The organism is Streptomyces angustmyceticus, from assembly GCF_019933235.1.
Classification (GTDB): domain Bacteria; phylum Actinomycetota; class Actinomycetes; order Streptomycetales; family Streptomycetaceae; genus Streptomyces; species Streptomyces angustmyceticus.
Map to the genome: position 1 here is coordinate 8,014,333 of NZ_CP082945.1, position 16,779 is coordinate 8,031,111.

Below are 16,779 nucleotides of genomic sequence, written 5' to 3' on the forward strand. Positions count from 1 at the left end.
CCCTCACACCGCAGGAGCCACCATGACAGCGGACCGACACGGGCACCCGATGAGCGAGACCGGCGCCGAGGCCCTCGCGCACTACGAACAGGCCCTGGACGACCTGCTGTTCTTCCGGCCCCGGGTCGCAAAGACCTCGAAGGCCGTCCTGACCGCCTCGCCGCGGTCCGTGATGGGCCACGCGCTGACCGCCTATCTGGGGGTGCTGGGCACCGAGGAGAAGGACGCGGCCACGGCCCGCGACCGCTTCGCCCGCTTCCGCTCCGGCCTGGACACCGGACGGCTGACACCCCGCGAACGTATGCATCTCGCCGCCGCCACGGCCTGGCTCGACGGCGACATGCACGGCGCCGGACGCACCCTCGGCGACCTCACCGTCGCCTACCCCCGCGACGCGCTGGCCCTGTTCGCGGGCCACCAGCACGACTTCCTCACCGGGGACGCCCAGCGCCTGCGCGACCGCGTCGGCGGAGCCCTGGACGTCTGGGACGGCGACGACCCCCACCACGGTCCGCTGCTCGGCATGTACGCGTTCGGGCTGGAGGAGTCGGGCCACTACGAACGCGCGGAGGAGGTCGGCCTGGCGGCCCTCGCACAGCACCCCGGCGATGTGTGGGGCATCCACAGCGTGGTGCACACCTACGAGATGCGTGGACGCTTCACGGACGGCATCCGCTTCCTCGACGCCCGTACGGACGACTGGTCCCGGGACAGTCTGCTCACCGTCCACAACTGGTGGCACTACGCCCTCTACACCCTGGAACTGGGCGCCACCGACCGGGTCCTGGAGATCTACGACGCCGCGCTCCACCACGACGCCTCGGCCGGGGTGGCGATGGAACTGCTGGACGCCGCCGCGCTGTTGTGGCGGCTGTACCTGGCCCAGGAGGATCAGAGCGCACGGTGGGCCCGGCTCGCCGACGCCTGGGAGAACCGCCAGGACGGCCCGCACTACGCCTTCAACGACGCCCATGCCGTCATGGCCTACGTCGGCGCGGGCCGCTTCGCCCAGGCGCAGCGGCTCGTCGAGGACCGGGAGCGCTGGGCGGCGGCGGAGTCCGGTGTGTCCAACCGCGCCATGACGGCCGAGGTCGGACTGCCGGTCTGCCGCGCCCTGATCGCCTACGGGCAGCAGGACTACGGCCGGGCCGCCGATCTGCTGCTGCCCGTCCGCCACCGCCTGCACACCTTCGGCGGCAGCCACGCCCAGCGCGACGCGATCCAGCGCACTCTCGTCGAGGCGTCGCTGCGCGCGCACCGCGCCGACCTGGCGCGGACCCTGCTCAGCGAACGCATCCACCTGCGCCCGGTCTGCCCGTACAACTGGTCGGCCAAGGCCCGGTTGGAGGAGCAGCTCGGCGATCCGGTACGCGCCGCGGCCGCCCGCGAGCGTGCCGCCGCGCAGGCGTCCGCGTGAGCGGCGGCGTCAGGGACGGCCCGCGGGCAGGCCCGCGCCCGCGACGGCCGGCGCGGCCTCGGGTGCGGTGAACTCCGGGTCCGGTTCGAGGAACCGGATGGCGACGGCGGTGGCCAGGTGCAGGCCGGCGAAGATCCAGACGATGCCCTCCACGCCGACCGGGCCCAGGGCGAGGGCGACGATGGCGGGCCCGGCGAAGGTGCTCGCCCCGGCGCCCAGGTTGAGCGCGGACATCGCCTGCCCCTTGTGGCGGGGCGCCAGCGCGGGCACCAGCGCCGAGATCGGTACGTAGCCGGCGAGGGCGATGCCGTAGAGGGCGGCGGCCACCGCACAGGCGGCGAAGTGCGGGCCCGCCACGGCCGGTACGTAGTACAGCGCCAGGCAGGTGAGCGCGCAGGCCACGGCGCCGAACCAGGTCATGGTGCGCTGCCAGCCGAGGCGGTCGCCGACGGCGCCGAAGAACAGGTTGGCGAAGATGTTCGCGGCGAACATCACGCTGAGCAGGCGCAGCCAGACCGAGGTGCTGAAGCCGACCGTCTCGGTGAAGAAGAACGGCAGGCAGACCAGGAAGCCGAACTGGGAACCGGTGCTGAAGACGCGCACCGCGGCGCCGATGGCCACACGAGGGCGGCGCCGCATGATCGAGACGCTGCCGGCCAGGGTCGCCAGCGGGCCCCCGCCGTCCGGCGCGAGTCCGGTCCGGCCGGTGGGCTCGCGCACCAGCAGCAGCGTGAGCAGGCCGCCGAGCAGCACCAGAGCGAGCGCGAGCCACAGTGTCCGGTACGAGCCGACCACCGGGATCGTGGCGCTGGCGACGAGGGAGCCGAGGGTCGGCAGGCCGCCGGTGAACGCGAACCAGTACCAGCCGACCGCCGTTCCCAGCCGCCGCGGCGGGGTCGCCGCGGTGACCCAGACCAGGAACCCGTAGGCGAACAAGGGGTATCCGAAGCCGCGCAGCCCGTAGATGAGCAGCAGCAGCGGATAGTTCATGGCGGGCAGCGCCACCGTCAGCATGAGCACCTGGAAGACCAGCCAGATGGCGAAGCCCGCGGTCATCACCCGGCGTGGCCCCCACAAGTCCGAGAGGGCTCCCGAGAGCCAAGCGCCGAGGGCGACGGTGATGCCGTAGACGGCGATGACCACCGCCGCGTCGGCCTTGGCCAGGCCCTGGTCGGCGAGGTACTTCGAGAAGAAGCCGGTCTCCACGCCGTCGCCGGTCATGAAGAGCAGCACGCCCAGGAAACCCCAGGCCAGGGCCGGGGGTATGCCCAGGCGGGCGCATCGGGAGCGGGGGCGGTCGGCCGGCGGGCGGCCGGCGTCCGGTGTTCCCGCCGGGCGGGGGCGAGCGGAGCTGCTCATGGACTCTCCAGGGGCTGAGCGTGATCGGGCGAGCGCGGGGCGCACCGTCAGCTGCGTCGGCTGTCGGGGAGCCGGCGCAAGTCTTCTCGTATTTTGTGCGAAGTCAAGGCTTCTCTGATAAAAAAAGAAGCGGTACCGTGCTGACACCCAGGGGCGCGCCGGTCCGGAGCCGGACCGTGCACGGCCCCCTGCCCCACCCCCCGCACCGAGGGAGCCGTGACCCCGCCATGACCACCACTTCCGGGATTCCCGCCACCATGCGCGCCGCCGTACTGCACGGACCCGGGCGGCTGAGCATCGAGGAACGCCCCGTGCCCGCCCCCGGCCCCGGAGAGGTCCTGGTCCGCGTCGAGGCGGTCGGCACCTGCGGCTCGGACGTGCACTACTACCGGCACGGGCGGATCGGCGACTTCGTCGTGCGCGAGCCGCTCGTACTCGGGCACGAGGCCGCCGGCACCGTCGTGGCCTGCGGTCCGGGCGCCGACGCGCGCCGGACGGGACGGCGCGTGTCCATCGAGCCCGGCACGCCCTGCGGCAGCTGCGACGAGTGCCGGCCGGGCCGCTACAACCTGTGCCCGGACATGCGTTTCCTCGCCACGCCACCGGTGGACGGCGCCTTCTGCCAATACCTCGCCGTCCGCGAGGACTTCGCCCACGAGGTCCCCGACACCCTCACCGTCGAGGAAGCCGCCCTGCTGGAACCGCTGTCGGTGGCGGTCTGGGCCTGCCGCAAGGCCCGCGTCGCCCCCGGCGACCGGGTGCTGATCACCGGCGCCGGGCCCATCGGCCTGGTCGCCGCTCAGACCGCACGCGCCTTCGGCGCACGGGAGGTGCTGGTCACCGACGTCCTCCCGCACCGCCTCGCGCTCGCCCGCGCCGCCGGTGCCACCGCCGTCGACGTCTCCCGCACGCCGCTGGCCGAGGCGGACTACACCCCCACCGTCCTCCTGGAGTGCTCCGGTGTGCCCGCGGTCAGCAGCGAGGCGATCCGTACGGTGGGCCGCGCCGGGCGGGTGGTGCTCATCGGGATGGGCGGCTCCGAGGCGTCGCTGCCCGTGAGCCGGGTGCAGAACTACGAACTGGAACTGACCGGCACCTTCCGCTACGCCCACACCTGGCCCGCCGCGATCTCCCTGGTGGAGTCCGGAAGGGTCCGGCTCGACTCCCTGGTCTCGCACGGTTACGGTCTTGCCGAGGCCGAGAGCGCACTGACCGTCGCCACCCACGACGCGACTGCCGTGAAGGCCGTCATCTACCCGCAGCGGTAGGCGCGCCGCCGCTGTCCGACCGGAAAGGGGCGGCCCCGATGGCTTCCACTCGGTCGTCGCTGGCGGAGGTCGACCGGCGACGGCAGGACGTACTGGCACATGTCGTCGCGCACGGAGAAGTGCGCATCGACGAACTCGCCGGGCACTTCGGGGTCAGCCTCGCGACCATGCACCGCGATCTGGACCAGCTCGTCGAACGCCGACTGCTGCGCAAGGAGCGCGGCCGGGCCGCGCCGTTCCCCACCCTGACCATGGAGACCGCCACCCGCTTCCGCGTCGGCGTGAACCTGGCGGTGAAGGAGGCGCTGTGCGCCGCCGTCGCCGACGAGATCCGGCCCGGCAGCACCCTCGTGCTCGACGACTCGACCACGGTCTTCCCGCTCGCGGCCCGCATCGCACGGACCGAGGCGGTCACCGTGGTCACCAACTCCCTCGGCGTGGCCCGGCTGTTCGACGAGACGCCGGGCGCCGATGTCACCCTCCTCGGCGGCCGCTACCGCGGCGAGTTCGGTTCCTGCGTCGGCCCCGAGGTGCTCCGCGCCCTCGGCCGCATCCACGCCGATGTCGCGGTGATGTCCGCGGTGTCCGTGCTCGGCGGCCGGCTCTTCCACCCGATCCGCGACTACGCCGAGATCAAGGAGGCCATGCTGGACTGCGCCGAGCGGTCACTGCTGCTCGTCGACCACACCAAGTTCGGCAAGTCCGCCACCCACGCCTACAGCGACATCGCCCGCTACGACCGGGTCGTCACCGACCGCGGCGCACCGGCCGGGGAACTCGCCGCACTGCGCCGCCGGGGAGTGACCGTCGACGTGGTCGACGCCTGACGGTACGCCGCGGCGGGGCCGTGCCCGCCCCACCCGCTGCGGCTGCCCCGAACCGCCGGGCCCACCCCGCCGCAGGGCCCGTTCCCACCCGCGGGACCTGCCCCGGACCTCAGTCCCGGTGAGACCGCGGTGACTCCGGGGCGGGAGCGAGCAGGCCCGCCAGCACCCGGCGGACCACCCGCTCGAACAGGTCTTGAGCGTCCTGCGCCGGGTCGGCCGCGGGGTGGGCTGCCGGGCGGGCTTCCGGGGAGTCGGTGAGGGCCTGCGCGAGGAGCGGATGAGCCCCCTTCCCGGCCGCGGTGGCGAGATAGGCGGCCTGTGCCGACTGGCGGGCAGTGGGCGACCGGACGCTCTGCAGGGTGGCGCGGGACACCATCGCGACCAGCGCGTTCAGCACGGCGACGGCTTCCAGCTTGGCCGGGCCCGTCATCCGCACCGGTGCCAGGGCCCCGAGGGCGAATTCGAGATAATCCAGCCCGCGGGGCCCCACCCGCATCGCCTCCGGCGTCACCTCGAGCAGCCAGGGGTGCCGGAGGTGGACCTCCCGGGTGCGGGTGGCCAGTGCCACCAGATCCGTCACCGGTTCCCCGGTCAAGGCCACCGTGAGGTCGATCTCGCCGGTTGCGGCATCGACCATCAGATCCACCAGATCGTCGCGGCCGGCGACATAGCGGTAGAGGGACGCAGGACCGGTGCCCAGCTCCTTGGCCACCTGCCGTACGGACACGGAGGCCAGCCCGGCGGCATCGGCCAGACGGACCGCGGCCCGGGTGATCTGCCCACGGCTGCGCTCGGGTGCCGGCCCCCGTGCTCCCCGCTCGGGACGTTCCCACACCACTACCGGCTCCTCGGCCACCGAGACCTCACCCGCCCCTCTCCCGCGTCCGTGCCGCTATGCTAATAACTGCGAACATCGATCGCAGTATTGAGGGGGATCATGACCACATGGACGCCGACCCGCCGGGCCCGCAACGGCGAAGTGGAGCTGGCTTACGACGAGTTGACGGCGCCTCAAGGCAAAGCGCCACTCCTGCTGGTGACCGGCCTGGGCGTCTCGCGTCTGTGGTGGCCCGACGGCCTGGCCCGGGCTCTGGCCGCACAGGGCTTCGCGGTGGCCCGCTATGACCAGCGCGACGCGGGAGAATCGACCCATCTGCCGCCCACCGCGACCGGCAACCCCATCACGGCGCTCTTCCGCAAGCGGGGCGCGTCGTATACGGCCGAGGACATGACCGACGACGCCATCGCCGTGATGGACGCGCTGGGTTGGGAGTCTGCCCATCTTCTCGGTCAGTCGCTCGGGGGCGCGGTCGCCCAGCGCATCGCGCTGCGCCATCCGGGGCGGGTACGCACGCTGACGTCGGTGTCGGCCGTGCCGGGCGACGCCGCGGGCCTGGGCGCTCTGCGTTACATCCGGCTGCGGACGCTCGGCAAGCTCGCCAGGATGACGTACCCGGACACTCCCGAAGGTGATATCGAGGCCGGGATCGCCCTCGCCCGCCTCCTGCACTCGCCCGCGCATCCGCTCGACGAGCAGGCCGTCAGGGACTCGGTCACCAGCCTCGCGGACCCCGGGGTCCGCGACGGGCACAGCCAGAGCCGCCAGATCGGCGCGCCGTGGCACGGCCCCGCCATCAGCCGCATCACGGTGCCGACCCTGGTTCTGCACGGCGCGGACGATCCCCTGGTCAAACCCGCTGCCGGGCGCGCCGTTGCGGCCCGTATCCCGGGTGCGCGGTTCGTTTCATTGCCCGGGGTCGGCCACGACCTGCCGGAGCCGGTCTGGAACGACGTCGCGATGCGGGTGCGCCGCCTCGCCGACCGGTAGGGCCGCGGCGGGAGAGCCTTCGGGGCGCCGGCGCCCCGGCGGGGCAGCCGGACCCGGTCCACCCCTTCGATTTCGCGACAACGCGGCCCACCCGTCGGCCATATGCCGGCCGGCGGACAACTCCGCCGCAGCCCCGTTCGTCCCACCGCACGTATCGGTACGCACTCTTCTTCGGAGGTTCCTTCATGCGACGGTTGGGGACAGTGGCCGCGGCGCTCGTGCTGGCGGGTGCCGGGGTGGCGGGTACGGCCACAGCGGCCGGCGCCGCGACCGGCCCGGCGGACAAGGCCCCCGCGGCCTGCTCGACCGCCTGGGGCAGCGGCAGCAAATCGGCGACGACCGCGGACGCCAAGCCCTTGACGGACGTCAAGACCAGTCGCGCGGCGTGCTACGACCGGATGGTCTTCGATATCAGCGGCGCACACGGCAAGCTCGGCTACCACGTCGGTTACGTCGACGCGTTCCACCAGGACGGTTCGGGCGAGCGGATACCCGTCAAGGGCGGCGCCATCCTGCAGATATTCGTGTCCGCGCCCAGCCACGACCCGGCGACCGGAAAGCAGACCTATGCGGGGACGGCCGGCAAGCCGCTCCCGGGAGTGGACATCACCGGTTACCGGACGTTCACGGACACCAAGTTCGGGGCGAGCTTCGAAGGGCAGACCCAGGTCGGCCTCGGCCTGCGCGCCAAGCTGCCCTTCCGGGTGGTCCAGGCCGGTCACCAGCTGATCGTGGACGTCGCCCACAAGTGGTGAACGGCCTCGTCGTGAGCGCCCGTCCCCGCTTCTCCGGGAGAGGTGCGGCGACCCGTCCGACGCCCGGGTGAAAACCCCGCGGCAGACAGAGAAATACCCCGGTCCGCATTGGCGGCCGGGGTATTTCTCTGTGTATATTGGGGGCTTCTGTGTCTTCATGCTGTGCCTTTGTCAAGCAATGAAGTAAGCCCAACTTCATTACCGAACTTTACCCGAGCGGAGCTGAATTGTCAAACGAGGAATTGTGGCAGGAGCAGGAATTCATCGACCTGCTCCATGAACGCCTCGCCGAATTGCGGGCCGGAGCCGAGAAAGCGGTGAACGCGGCCCTTCCGCAGAGCGGCAACAACGCCCAGGCACGGCTGGAGCGGGATGTCCTGGTGGCCGAGCACGCGAGCGTGCTGGCCGCCTTCGACGCCGGCGAGAACGGCCTGTGCTTCGGCCGGCTGGTCTTCCGCGACGGCAGCGACCACCACATCGGCCGCATCGGCATCCGGCGCGACGACGCGGACCGCACCCCGCTGGTCCTCGACTGGCGGGCCGACGTCGCCCGCCCCTTCTACCTCGCCACCGGGCACACCCCGATGGGACTGCGCCGCCGGCGGCATCTCACGACGGAGGGCCGGAAGGTCACCGCCCTCCACGACGAGATCCTCGACCTCACCGACCCCGAACGCACCGGGTACGAGGGGACCGACGCGGACGCCGTCCTGCTGTCCGCGCTGGACGCCGCCCGCACCGGACGGATGCACGACATCGTGCAGACCATCCAGGCGGAGCAGGACGCGATCATCCGCGCCCCGCACCACGGCGTCCTCGTCGTGGAGGGCGGCCCCGGCACCGGCAAGACCGTGGTCGCGCTGCACCGCGCCGCCTACCTGCTCTACGCGCACCGCGAACTGCTGGCCCGCCGTGCCGTCCTGATCGTCGGGCCCAACCCCGCCTTCCTCGGCTACATCGAGGAGGTGCTGCCCTCGCTCGGCGAGACGGGCGTCCTGCTCGCCACGCCCGGCGAGCTCTTCCCCGGTGTGACCGCGACCGGCACCGACACCGCCGAGGCCGCCGCGGTCAAGGGCCGCGCGGCGATGGCCGACGCCCTGGCGCAGTACGTGCGCGACCGGCAGACACTGCCCGACCACGAGATCGTCATCGACCACGACGACGGCGAACTGCGGCTGGACGCCGACGTGGTGCACGAGGCACGGCGCCATGCCCGCGAGACCAGGCTGCCGCACAACCTCGCCCGCCCCCACTTCGCCTTCCGGATCATCGACGCGCTCACCGCGCAACTGGCCGACACCCTCGGCGCGGACCCCTTCGGCGGGCCGAACTTCCTCGGCCCCGACGACCTCGCCCAGCTCGGCAAGGCGATCGCCACCAGCACCGAAGTGCACCGCGCCATCGAGGAGCTGTGGCCGGCCCTCACCCCGGAGCGGCTGGTCGCCGACTTCCTCGCCGCGCCCGCCCACCTCCCGGACACCGACGCGGAGGCGATCCGCCGCACGGACGGCGACTGGACCCCCGCGGACGTCCCCCTGCTGGACGAGGCCGCCGAACTCCTCGGCGAGGACGACTCGGCGGCCCGCGCCGCCGCCGAAGCGGAACGCCAGGAGCAGATCGCCTACGCCCAGGGCGTCCTGGAACTCTCCTACGGCTCCCGCACCCAGGAGTTCGAGGACCGCGAGGACGAGGACTCGGAGGTGCTGGCCGCGCACGACCTGCTGGACGCCGAACGGCTCGCCGACCGGCAGGAGGAGGCCGACCACCGCACCGCCGCCGAACGCGCCGCGGCCGACCGGACCTGGGCGTTCGGCCACATCATCGTGGACGAGGCGCAGGAGCTGTCCGCGATGATGTGGCGGCTGCTGATGCGCCGCTGCCCCACCCGCTCGATGACCCTGGTCGGCGACCCGGCCCAGACCGCCGAGCCGGGCGGCTGCGGCTCCTGGCGGAGCATCCTCGCGCCGTACACCGGCGACCGCTGGCAGCACGTCAGGCTCGGGGTCAACTACCGCACGCCGAGCGAGATCATGGACATCGCGGCGCAGGTGCCCCGGGCCGCGGACCCCGCCTTCGAACCGCCGCGCTCCATCCGCTCCACCGGCGTACCGCCGTGGGCGCACCGTACCGACGACCTGGCGCAGGCCGTCGCCGAGGCCGTCGCCCGGGAGTCCCACGAGGAGGGCCGCCTCGCCGTGATCGCCCCGGCCGCCCGCCACGAGGCACTCTCCGCCGCCCTTCCCGGGGCCTCCGCCGGCGCCTCCCCGGACCTGACCAGCCCGGTGGTCCTGCTCGACCCGCGGCAGGCCAAGGGCCTGGAATTCGACACGGTGATAGTCGTGGAACCGGCGGAGTTCGGAGCCAGCGACCTCTACGTCGCGCTCACCCGGGCCACCCAGCGGCTCGGCGTCGTCCACACGGCACCCCTGCCGCCGGGACTGGCGACGCTCCCGCCGTGGACGGCCGCGCTCACCGGTCGGTGACCGCGCGCCGCCGGGGCGCCGTACGGAGAGAGACGGCGCCCCGGGGGAGGGGCAACCCCCGGGGAGGCGGGCGGCGGAGCCGTGCTGTCGGTGCCATGGCTGGCCTTTCGGGCCGGTACCGGTGGTCTGTCGGGAACTGTCGGTCCGATATCGGCAGGGTCCGGCACCTTTCAAGAGGTCCGGCCGGGTCCACCCGGCTGTCGGGAAGGGGATCTCTTGTGCATGACGTAGTGATCGTGGGCGCCGGCCCGGTCGGTCTGTTCCTCGCCTGCGAACTCGGCCTCGCGGGCCGTTCCGTCCTGGTGCTGGAGCGGGACCCGGAAGCCCGCTCCCCGTTCAAGCAGCGACTGCTCGGGACGCGGGGGCTGTCCGCCGCTTCGGCCGAGGCGTTCCACCGCCGCGGGATGCTGCACCGACTGCGGACGGCGTCGGGCGTCCCCGAACCCGGCGCGGACCCCGCGGCGTACGAGCCGATGTCCCTGCGAGGCGTGGGCCATTTCGCGGGCATGCGGCTCGACCCGGCCCGGATCGACCCCGCCGCTCTGCCGTACCGGCTTCCCAACGCGCAGCTGGACGGCATGAGGACCCACCTCGAAGCGGTCGAGACGCTGCTGTCCGAGCAGGCATCCCGGCTCGGTGTGGAGATCAGGCACGGCGTCACGGTCTCCGCCCTCACCCAGAACGACGAGGGTGCGATCGCGTACGCCGGCGAGCACGCCTACCCGGCACGCTGGGTCGTCGGCTGCGACGGCGGACGCAGTACGGTACGCGGACTCGCGGGCTTCACGTTCGTCGGCACCGAGCCGCAGTTCACCGGCTACACCATGCAGGCCACCACCGCCGACGACGAGAAGCTGCGCACCGGCATCAACCTGACGCCGACAGGCATGTACCTCCGGTTCATGGAGGGCCACATCGCCATGGCGGACTTCGACGGCGGCGCGTTCGACCGCTCGCAGGAGCTGACCCGCGACCACCTGCAGGCCGTGCTGCGCAGGGTGTCCGGCACCGACGTGACGCTGAGCGAAGTGCACCTCGCCTCCAGCTTCACCGACCGGGCGATGCAGACGACGACCTACCGGCGAGGACGCGTCCTGCTCGCCGGCGACGCCGCCCACATCCACTCGCCCCTCGGCGGACAGGGACTCAACACCGGCATCGGCGACGCCATGAACCTGGGGTGGAAGCTCGCGGCGACCCTGCACGGACACGCCCCTGACGGGCTGCTCGACACCTACACCCGCGAACGCCATCCGGTCGCGGCGAAGGTGCTCGACTGGTCGCGCGCCCAGGTGGCGGTCATGCGGCCGGACCCGCACTGCCAGGCGATCCAGGGAGTGGTGCGTGACCTGATCGCGACCCGTGACGGAACGAACTATGTGGCCGAGCGGCTGTCGGGAGCGTCGATCCGTTACGACCTCGGCGGCGAGCACCCCCAGGTCGGCCGCAGCGCCCCCGACTTCCGTCTCGAAGACGGCACGCGCCTGAGCGACCTGATGCGGGACGGGCGGGGCGTCGCGCTCGAATTCAGCGCCGAACCATGCCTGCGCGATGCGGCGAAGCGCTGGGAGAGCCGGATGCGGTACGCCGCGGGTCCGGCGGAGAACGACCTGGGACTGGGCGCCGTGCTCGTCCGCCCCGACGGCGTCGTCGCCTGGGCCGGTGAACGCACCCCTGAACGCGAGGCGTTCGAGCAGGCCGCCGGCGAGTGGTTCGGAGACCCGGACCGCTGAAGCGGCCCCCGTTCTCCTGAGCGGCCGCCCGTTCTCCCCCCTCGCCCCGAGTTCAAGGAGCGCACATGACGATCACCATCAGGCCGGGAAGCACCGTGATGTTCACCGGCGATTCGATCACCGACTGCCAACGACTGGCGAGCGAGGACGGGCTCGGCTTCGGCTACCCGCTGCGCGTCGCGGGCGAGTGGGGCCTCCGCTCCCCGGACCGGCCCGTGACCTGGCTGAACACCGGGATCGCGGGCCACAAGGTGAGCGACCTCGAAGCCCGCTGGCAGACAGACGTACTCGACGCGGGCCCGGACGTGGTGTCGATCCTCGTCGGGGTCAACGACATGGGCTGGCACACACTGGACCCGGAGGGGCGCGTGATCCCCGTGGAGGAGTTCACCGCGGGCTACGACCGGCTGCTCGCGCCCCTCGCCGAGGCGGGCACGGACCTGATCCTCATCGAGCCGTTCCTGCTGCCGGTCCACGGCGTCGTCGAGGCCGGTGCCGCACGCATCGGAGTGGCGGAGCGAAAGGAATGGCGTGCCGACCTGGACCCGAAGATCCAGGCCGTACGCGAACTCGCCGACACCTACGGTGCCCAACTGCTGCCCGCCGACGGCATGTTCGCCGGACTCGCCGCGACGACCGGGCCGGAACACTGGTCCGAGGACGGCGTGCACCCGACGCCGGCCGGTCACGCGGCACTCGCGGCGGCCTGGCTGAACCTGGTCGCCTGACCGGGCTACCCGGTCACGGCCGTCCCGGCGGAGACCCGGTACACCACATTGCGGCGCAGCGGGCCGTCGGGGACGCCGGGATCGTCGAAGCCGTCCGCGGGGTCGTGGGTCATGCCCAGGCGGCGCATCACGGCCTGGGAGCGGAGGTTGGTGGCGGTCGTCACCGCGAGGATCTCCGGCAGACCGAGGGTGGTGAAGCCGAAGTCCACGGCGGCTCGGGCGGCCTCGGTGGCGTAACCGTGCCCCCAGGCCGACCGGGTCAGACGCCAGCCGGTCTCCACTCCGGTGAAGGGCATGTCCTCGTCCACCGGGTCGAGCCCGGTGAAGCCGATGAACTCCCCGGTGGCGCACACCTCGACGGCCCACCATCCCCAGCCGCGCTCGTCGAGGGCGGCCTGGAAGCGGGCGGCGGAGGCCGCGCTCTGCTCCTGCGTCAGCACTGCCGGGAAGTACCTGCGGACCTCGGGATCGGCGTTCATCGCCGCCCAGGGCGCCAGGTCGGTGGGCCGCCACGCGCGCAGCAGCAGGCGTGCGGTTCGCAGTTCGGACATCGCGCCAACCTAGCCCGCTCGTGCGGGGGAGACGAACGAATAAGGACGAGCGTGCAGGGCGCGCGCAGAAGGACGGGCGAAGAGGCAGACGACGTTGCGGCGCGGACGGCCCCCCGTCCGCCCGCGCCGCAACGCCCCTGCCGCAAAGGGCCCGTCCGGCTCCCCTCACCCGTGTCACCGGCGGCGGGGCTACTTGACCGAACCCGCCATGATTCCCTGCACGAAGTGGCGCTGGAAGGCGAAGAACACGATCAGCGGCACGATCAGGGACAGGAACGCGCCGGGGGCCAGGACGCCGATGTTGCTGCCGAACTGCCGCATCTGCGACTGGAGGGCCACCGTCAGCGGCTGGGACGCGTTGTCCGCGAAGAGCAGCGCGACCAGCATGTCGTTCCAGACCCACAGGAACTGGAAGATGGCCAGGCTGGCGATGGCGGGGCGGCCCAGCGGCAGGATCAGCCGGGAGAAGATGCGCCACTCCCCGCCGCCGTCCATGCGCGCGGCCTCCAGCATCTCCTTCGGGATCTCCGCGAAGTAGTTGCGCAGCAGGAAGATGGCGAACGGCAGGCCGTAGGCGGTGTGGAAGAGGACCACGCCGGGGATCGAGCCGAACAGGCCGAGCGCACCGAACAGTTTCGCCACCGGCAGCAGGCCGATCTGGACCGGCACCACCAGCATGGCGACCACCACCAGGAAGATCCAGTCCCGGCCGGGGAACTCCATCCAGGCGAAGGCGTAGCCGGCCAGGGCCGCGATCACGACCACGGCGAGGGTGGTGGGCACCGAGATCAGCACGGTGTTCCAGAACGCCTGGACGATGCCCGAGTCCTTCAGCAGCGCCGTGTAGTTGTCCAGGGACAGCTGCCCGGGCGTGGTCAGGGCGGTCCACCATCCGCTGCCGGCGTTGGCCTCCTCCGTACGCAGCGAGGAGAGGAAGAGGCCGGCGGCCGGGGTGAGCCAGACCAGGCCGATGATCAGCAGGAACAGCTGGATCGCGCCGCGGCCGAGACGCTTCCCCGGCCGTGCCGTCGCCCGCCTGCGGGGCGTGGCGGCTGTGGGGGCGGTGGTCATGACTGGCTCCTGCGGAAACGTCGGATGTTGAGGGCCATGGCCGGGACCACCAGGAGCAGCAGCAGGACACCGAGGGCGCTGCCGAGGCCCTGGTTGTTGCCGCCGCCGAAGGAGACCAGCCACATCTGCAGGGCCAGGACGTTGGCGTCCTGCTGTACGGGACCGGGGGCGATGATGTAGACGAGGTCGAAGACCTTCATCACGTTGATCACCATCGTCACGAACACCACGCCCAGGACCGGCCCGAGCAGCGGCACGGTGATCCGGCGGAAGACCTGCCACTCGTTCGCGCCGTCCATGCGGGCGGCTTCCAGCACATCGCGCGGCATCGAGGAGAGTCCCGCGCCGATGAGGACGAGCGCGAAGCCGGTCCAGATCCACATGTAGGCGCCGATGATGGCGGGGGTGACCAGGGCCGGGCCGAGCCAGGAGATGCCCTCGTACGGCGGGGCGAAGTCCTCCGCGGGGAGCTGGACGGCGTAGGACCCGGGAGCCAGACGGGGCAGGCGGTAGGAGCCGTCCGCCGCGGTGGTGGCCCGCGCGGCGACCTTGCCGTGGGCGTCGACCGCCTCGACGGCGAGTCCGGGCAGACCGCGTTCGCGGCGGTCCACCGTGCCGGGGGTGCCGCCACCGCCGGGGGTGAAGTCGAGGTAGACCACACCGCGCAGTTCACCCTTGCGCGCCGGGGACGTGGCGGCCCGCGCGGCGGGCCGCGCCCGCGCCGGCATGTCCTTGGGCGCGACGCCGACCAGGCCGAGGTCGACGGTGTTGCCCGGGCCGGTGCGGTGCGCCGTGCGGTAGGAGCCGTCGTGGCCCTTGGTCAGCCGCTTGTCGCCGAGACGCGCCTTGGCGGTGGGGAAGGATACGGACTCCCCCTGGACCTTGTCGTGGATGCCCACGGTGATCGCGTTGAGCACACCGCGCTGCGGATCCTGCTCGTAGGCGAGGCGGAAGATGATGCCGGCGGCGAGGAAGGAGATCGCCATCGGCATGAACATCAGCAGCTTGAACGCCGTCTTCCAGCGGATCTTCTCGGTCAGGACGGCGAGGACCAGGCCGAGTCCGGTCAGCAGCGCGGGGGCGAAGACGACCCAGATCGCGCTGTTGCGGATGGCCCGGAGCGTGGCGGGGTCCTGGAACATCGCGGTGTAGTTGCCGGCGCCGACGAAGGTGGTGCCCGAGGCGTCGTAGAGGCTGCGGACCACCGAGAACACGATGGGGTACGCGACCAGGGCGCCCAGCAGCAACAGCGCGGGGAACAGGAACAGCGCGGCGATCCGGCGGCGGCGCCGGACGGCCCGCCGCCCGGGGGCGGTTGCCCGGCCGGGCGCGCCGCCCCGGGGGAGGGACGCGGCGGCGCGCGAGGGGGCGGGCGCCGCCGCGGGAGTGGTGACTGGCATGGATCGGGCCCTCGGTCCTTACTTTCCGTACGCCTTGGCCGCGGCGGCCTCGAGCTTGCGGGCCGTGCCCTTGGGGTCCGACGGGTCGCGCAGGAAGTCCTGGAGCAGCTTCCACTCGCCGGCTCCCTGGGTGCCGCCGAACGCCGCGGGGGCCTGGTCGGACATGTCGAAGCGCACGGAGTTCCCGGCGCCGGTCAGCGAGGCGGCGGCCTTGCGGGTGACCTCGTCGTGGTACGCGTTCGCGGGCACCTTCTTGTTGGGCGAGAGGTAGCCGCCCGCCTTGGCCCAGACGCCGGACGCCTCCGGCGTGGCCAGGTACTTCACCAGTTCCATCGCGGCCTTGCGGTTCTTGCCGGCCTTGAGCACCACCGCGGCGTCGCCGCCGCTGACCACCGGGGCCTTGCCGCCGTCGACCGCGGGGAAGGGGAAGAACTTCGCGTCCTTGCCGACCTCCTTGTGCAGCTCATCGGTGACCAGCGCGCTGACGAAGTCACCTTCGTAGACCATGGCCGCCTTCGGCTCCGGGCCGAACACCTGCTGGACGGACTCGGGGAAGTCGGTGCGCAGGGCGCCCGAACCGCCGCCCGCCACCAGGCTCTTGTCGCCGAACAGCTTGCCGAGCGAGGTGAGCGCCTTGACCACGCTGGGGTCCGTCCACGGAATCTTGTGGGCGGCGAGCCGGTCGTACTTCTCCTGACCGGCCTGGGAGAGGTAGACGTTCTCGAACCAGTCGGTGAGCGGCCAGCCCGCCTCGCCCGCGACGGAGAAGGCCGGCACACCCGAGTCGGACAGCGTACGGCCCGACTTCAGCAGCTCCTGGTACGTCTTCGCGGGGGCGACCCCGGCCTGGCCGAACGCCTCCGGGCTGTACCAGACCGTCGACTTGTGCGAGGCCTTGAAGTACAGGCCGTAGTACTTCTTGCCGACCGTGCCGTAGTCCTTCCAGACCTTCGCGAAGTTCTTGTCGGCCTCCGCGCCGACCTCCGCCGACAGCGGCACCAGCCAGCCCTTCTTGGCGAACTGCTGGAGCACACCGACCTGCGGGACCATCACCACGTCCGGGGCGTTGCCGCCCTCGACCTGGCTGCCGATGACCGTCGAGACGTTGTCGCCGGTGGAGGCGAAGGTGACCTTCGCGCCGGTCTTCTCGGAGAACGCGTCCAGGACCTTCTTGAAGTTCCGCTGTTCCACGCCGGTCCAGACGCCCGCCACGGTCACGGTCTGGCCGGTGAGCTCCTGCTTCTTGCCCCCGGCGGACACCGTGCCGCCGCATGCGGTGGCACCGAGCGCCAGAGCGAGGACCGCGGCGCCGGACCCGGCGGCTCGGATGTGTCGTACTGCGGGTCGTCTCATGGTGGG

At 72.2% G+C, this 16,779-nt stretch carries 14 protein-coding genes; 8 read left to right on the plus strand and 6 right to left on the minus strand.

Annotated elements, in window-relative coordinates; translation table 11 throughout:
- Positions 1-22 precede the first annotated feature (22 nt).
- On the plus strand, positions 23-1,417 hold the full coding sequence (locus K7396_RS35140) for a tetratricopeptide repeat protein (RefSeq protein WP_086718438.1): 1,395 nt from the start codon (positions 23-25) through the stop codon (positions 1,415-1,417).
- Positions 1,418-1,426: 9 nt separating this feature from the next.
- On the opposite strand, the gene K7396_RS35145 is transcribed toward K7396_RS35140, so the two are convergent.
- Positions 1,427-2,776, minus strand: a complete 1,350-nt coding sequence (locus K7396_RS35145) for an MFS transporter (RefSeq protein WP_174886981.1) — start codon at positions 2,774-2,776, stop codon at positions 1,427-1,429.
- A gap of 227 nt (positions 2,777-3,003) precedes the next feature.
- On the opposite strand from K7396_RS35145, the gene K7396_RS35150 reads away from it, so the two are divergent.
- Both K7396_RS35150 and K7396_RS35155 read left to right on the plus strand, forming a co-directional pair.
- A complete protein-coding gene (locus K7396_RS35150; protein WP_174886980.1) occupies positions 3,004-4,044 on the plus strand; it encodes an NAD(P)-dependent alcohol dehydrogenase in 1,041 nt (346 codons plus the stop codon).
- Positions 4,045-4,082: 38 nt separating this feature from the next.
- Positions 4,083-4,871, plus strand: a complete 789-nt coding sequence (locus K7396_RS35155) for a DeoR/GlpR family DNA-binding transcription regulator (RefSeq protein ID WP_152104931.1) — start codon at positions 4,083-4,085, stop codon at positions 4,869-4,871.
- Positions 4,872-4,980: 109 nt separating this feature from the next.
- Here K7396_RS35155 and K7396_RS35160 read toward each other — a convergent pair whose 3' ends face one another.
- Positions 4,981-5,706 carry a TetR/AcrR family transcriptional regulator gene (locus K7396_RS35160; protein ID WP_208629113.1) on the minus strand — a complete coding sequence of 242 codons (726 nt, stop codon included), beginning with the start codon at positions 5,704-5,706 and terminating at the stop codon, positions 4,981-4,983.
- A 102-nt stretch (positions 5,707-5,808) separates the two neighbouring features.
- Between K7396_RS35160 and K7396_RS35165 the strand changes: the two genes are divergently transcribed.
- The 5 genes from K7396_RS35165 to K7396_RS35185 all read left to right on the plus strand — a co-directional run bounded on the left by K7396_RS35165 (position 5,809) and on the right by K7396_RS35185 (position 12,398).
- Positions 5,809-6,699, plus strand: coding sequence for an alpha/beta fold hydrolase (locus K7396_RS35165; RefSeq protein ID WP_086717706.1), 891 nt, complete (start codon positions 5,809-5,811; stop codon positions 6,697-6,699).
- A 185-nt stretch (positions 6,700-6,884) separates the two neighbouring features.
- A complete protein-coding gene (locus K7396_RS35170) occupies positions 6,885-7,454 on the plus strand; it encodes an AMIN-like domain-containing (lipo)protein (RefSeq protein WP_174886979.1) in 570 nt (189 codons plus the stop codon).
- A 227-nt stretch (positions 7,455-7,681) separates the two neighbouring features.
- Positions 7,682-9,937: a HelD family protein gene (locus K7396_RS35175; protein ID WP_223660336.1), complete on the plus strand. Its 2,256-nt coding sequence runs from the start codon at positions 7,682-7,684 to the stop codon at positions 9,935-9,937.
- Between the two features lie 218 nt (positions 9,938-10,155).
- Positions 10,156-11,670 carry an FAD-dependent oxidoreductase gene (locus K7396_RS35180; RefSeq protein WP_086717700.1) on the plus strand — a complete coding sequence of 505 codons (1,515 nt, stop codon included), beginning with the start codon at positions 10,156-10,158 and terminating at the stop codon, positions 11,668-11,670.
- 65 nt (positions 11,671-11,735) lie between these two features.
- Positions 11,736-12,398 carry an SGNH/GDSL hydrolase family protein gene (locus K7396_RS35185; protein WP_086717698.1) on the plus strand — a complete coding sequence of 221 codons (663 nt, stop codon included), beginning with the start codon at positions 11,736-11,738 and terminating at the stop codon, positions 12,396-12,398.
- Positions 12,399-12,403: 5 nt separating this feature from the next.
- Here K7396_RS35185 and K7396_RS35190 read toward each other — a convergent pair whose 3' ends face one another.
- From K7396_RS35190 to K7396_RS35205, 4 genes are all read right to left on the minus strand, one after another.
- Positions 12,404-12,949 (minus strand): GNAT family N-acetyltransferase, encoded by a 546-nt coding sequence (locus K7396_RS35190; RefSeq protein ID WP_086717696.1) that lies wholly within the window; start codon positions 12,947-12,949, stop codon positions 12,404-12,406.
- 189 nt (positions 12,950-13,138) lie between these two features.
- Complete coding sequence (locus K7396_RS35195) at positions 13,139-14,020, minus strand: carbohydrate ABC transporter permease (RefSeq protein ID WP_223660337.1); 882 nt, start codon at positions 14,018-14,020, stop codon at positions 13,139-13,141.
- A complete protein-coding gene (locus tag K7396_RS35200) occupies positions 14,017-15,420 on the minus strand; it encodes an ABC transporter permease subunit (protein WP_086717694.1) in 1,404 nt (467 codons plus the stop codon). The genes K7396_RS35195 and K7396_RS35200 overlap by 4 nt, the downstream gene beginning before the upstream one ends.
- A gap of 18 nt (positions 15,421-15,438) precedes the next feature.
- Positions 15,439-16,773 (minus strand): ABC transporter substrate-binding protein, encoded by a 1,335-nt coding sequence (locus K7396_RS35205; RefSeq protein WP_086717692.1) that lies wholly within the window; start codon positions 16,771-16,773, stop codon positions 15,439-15,441.
- Positions 16,774-16,779: the final 6 nt, after the last annotated feature.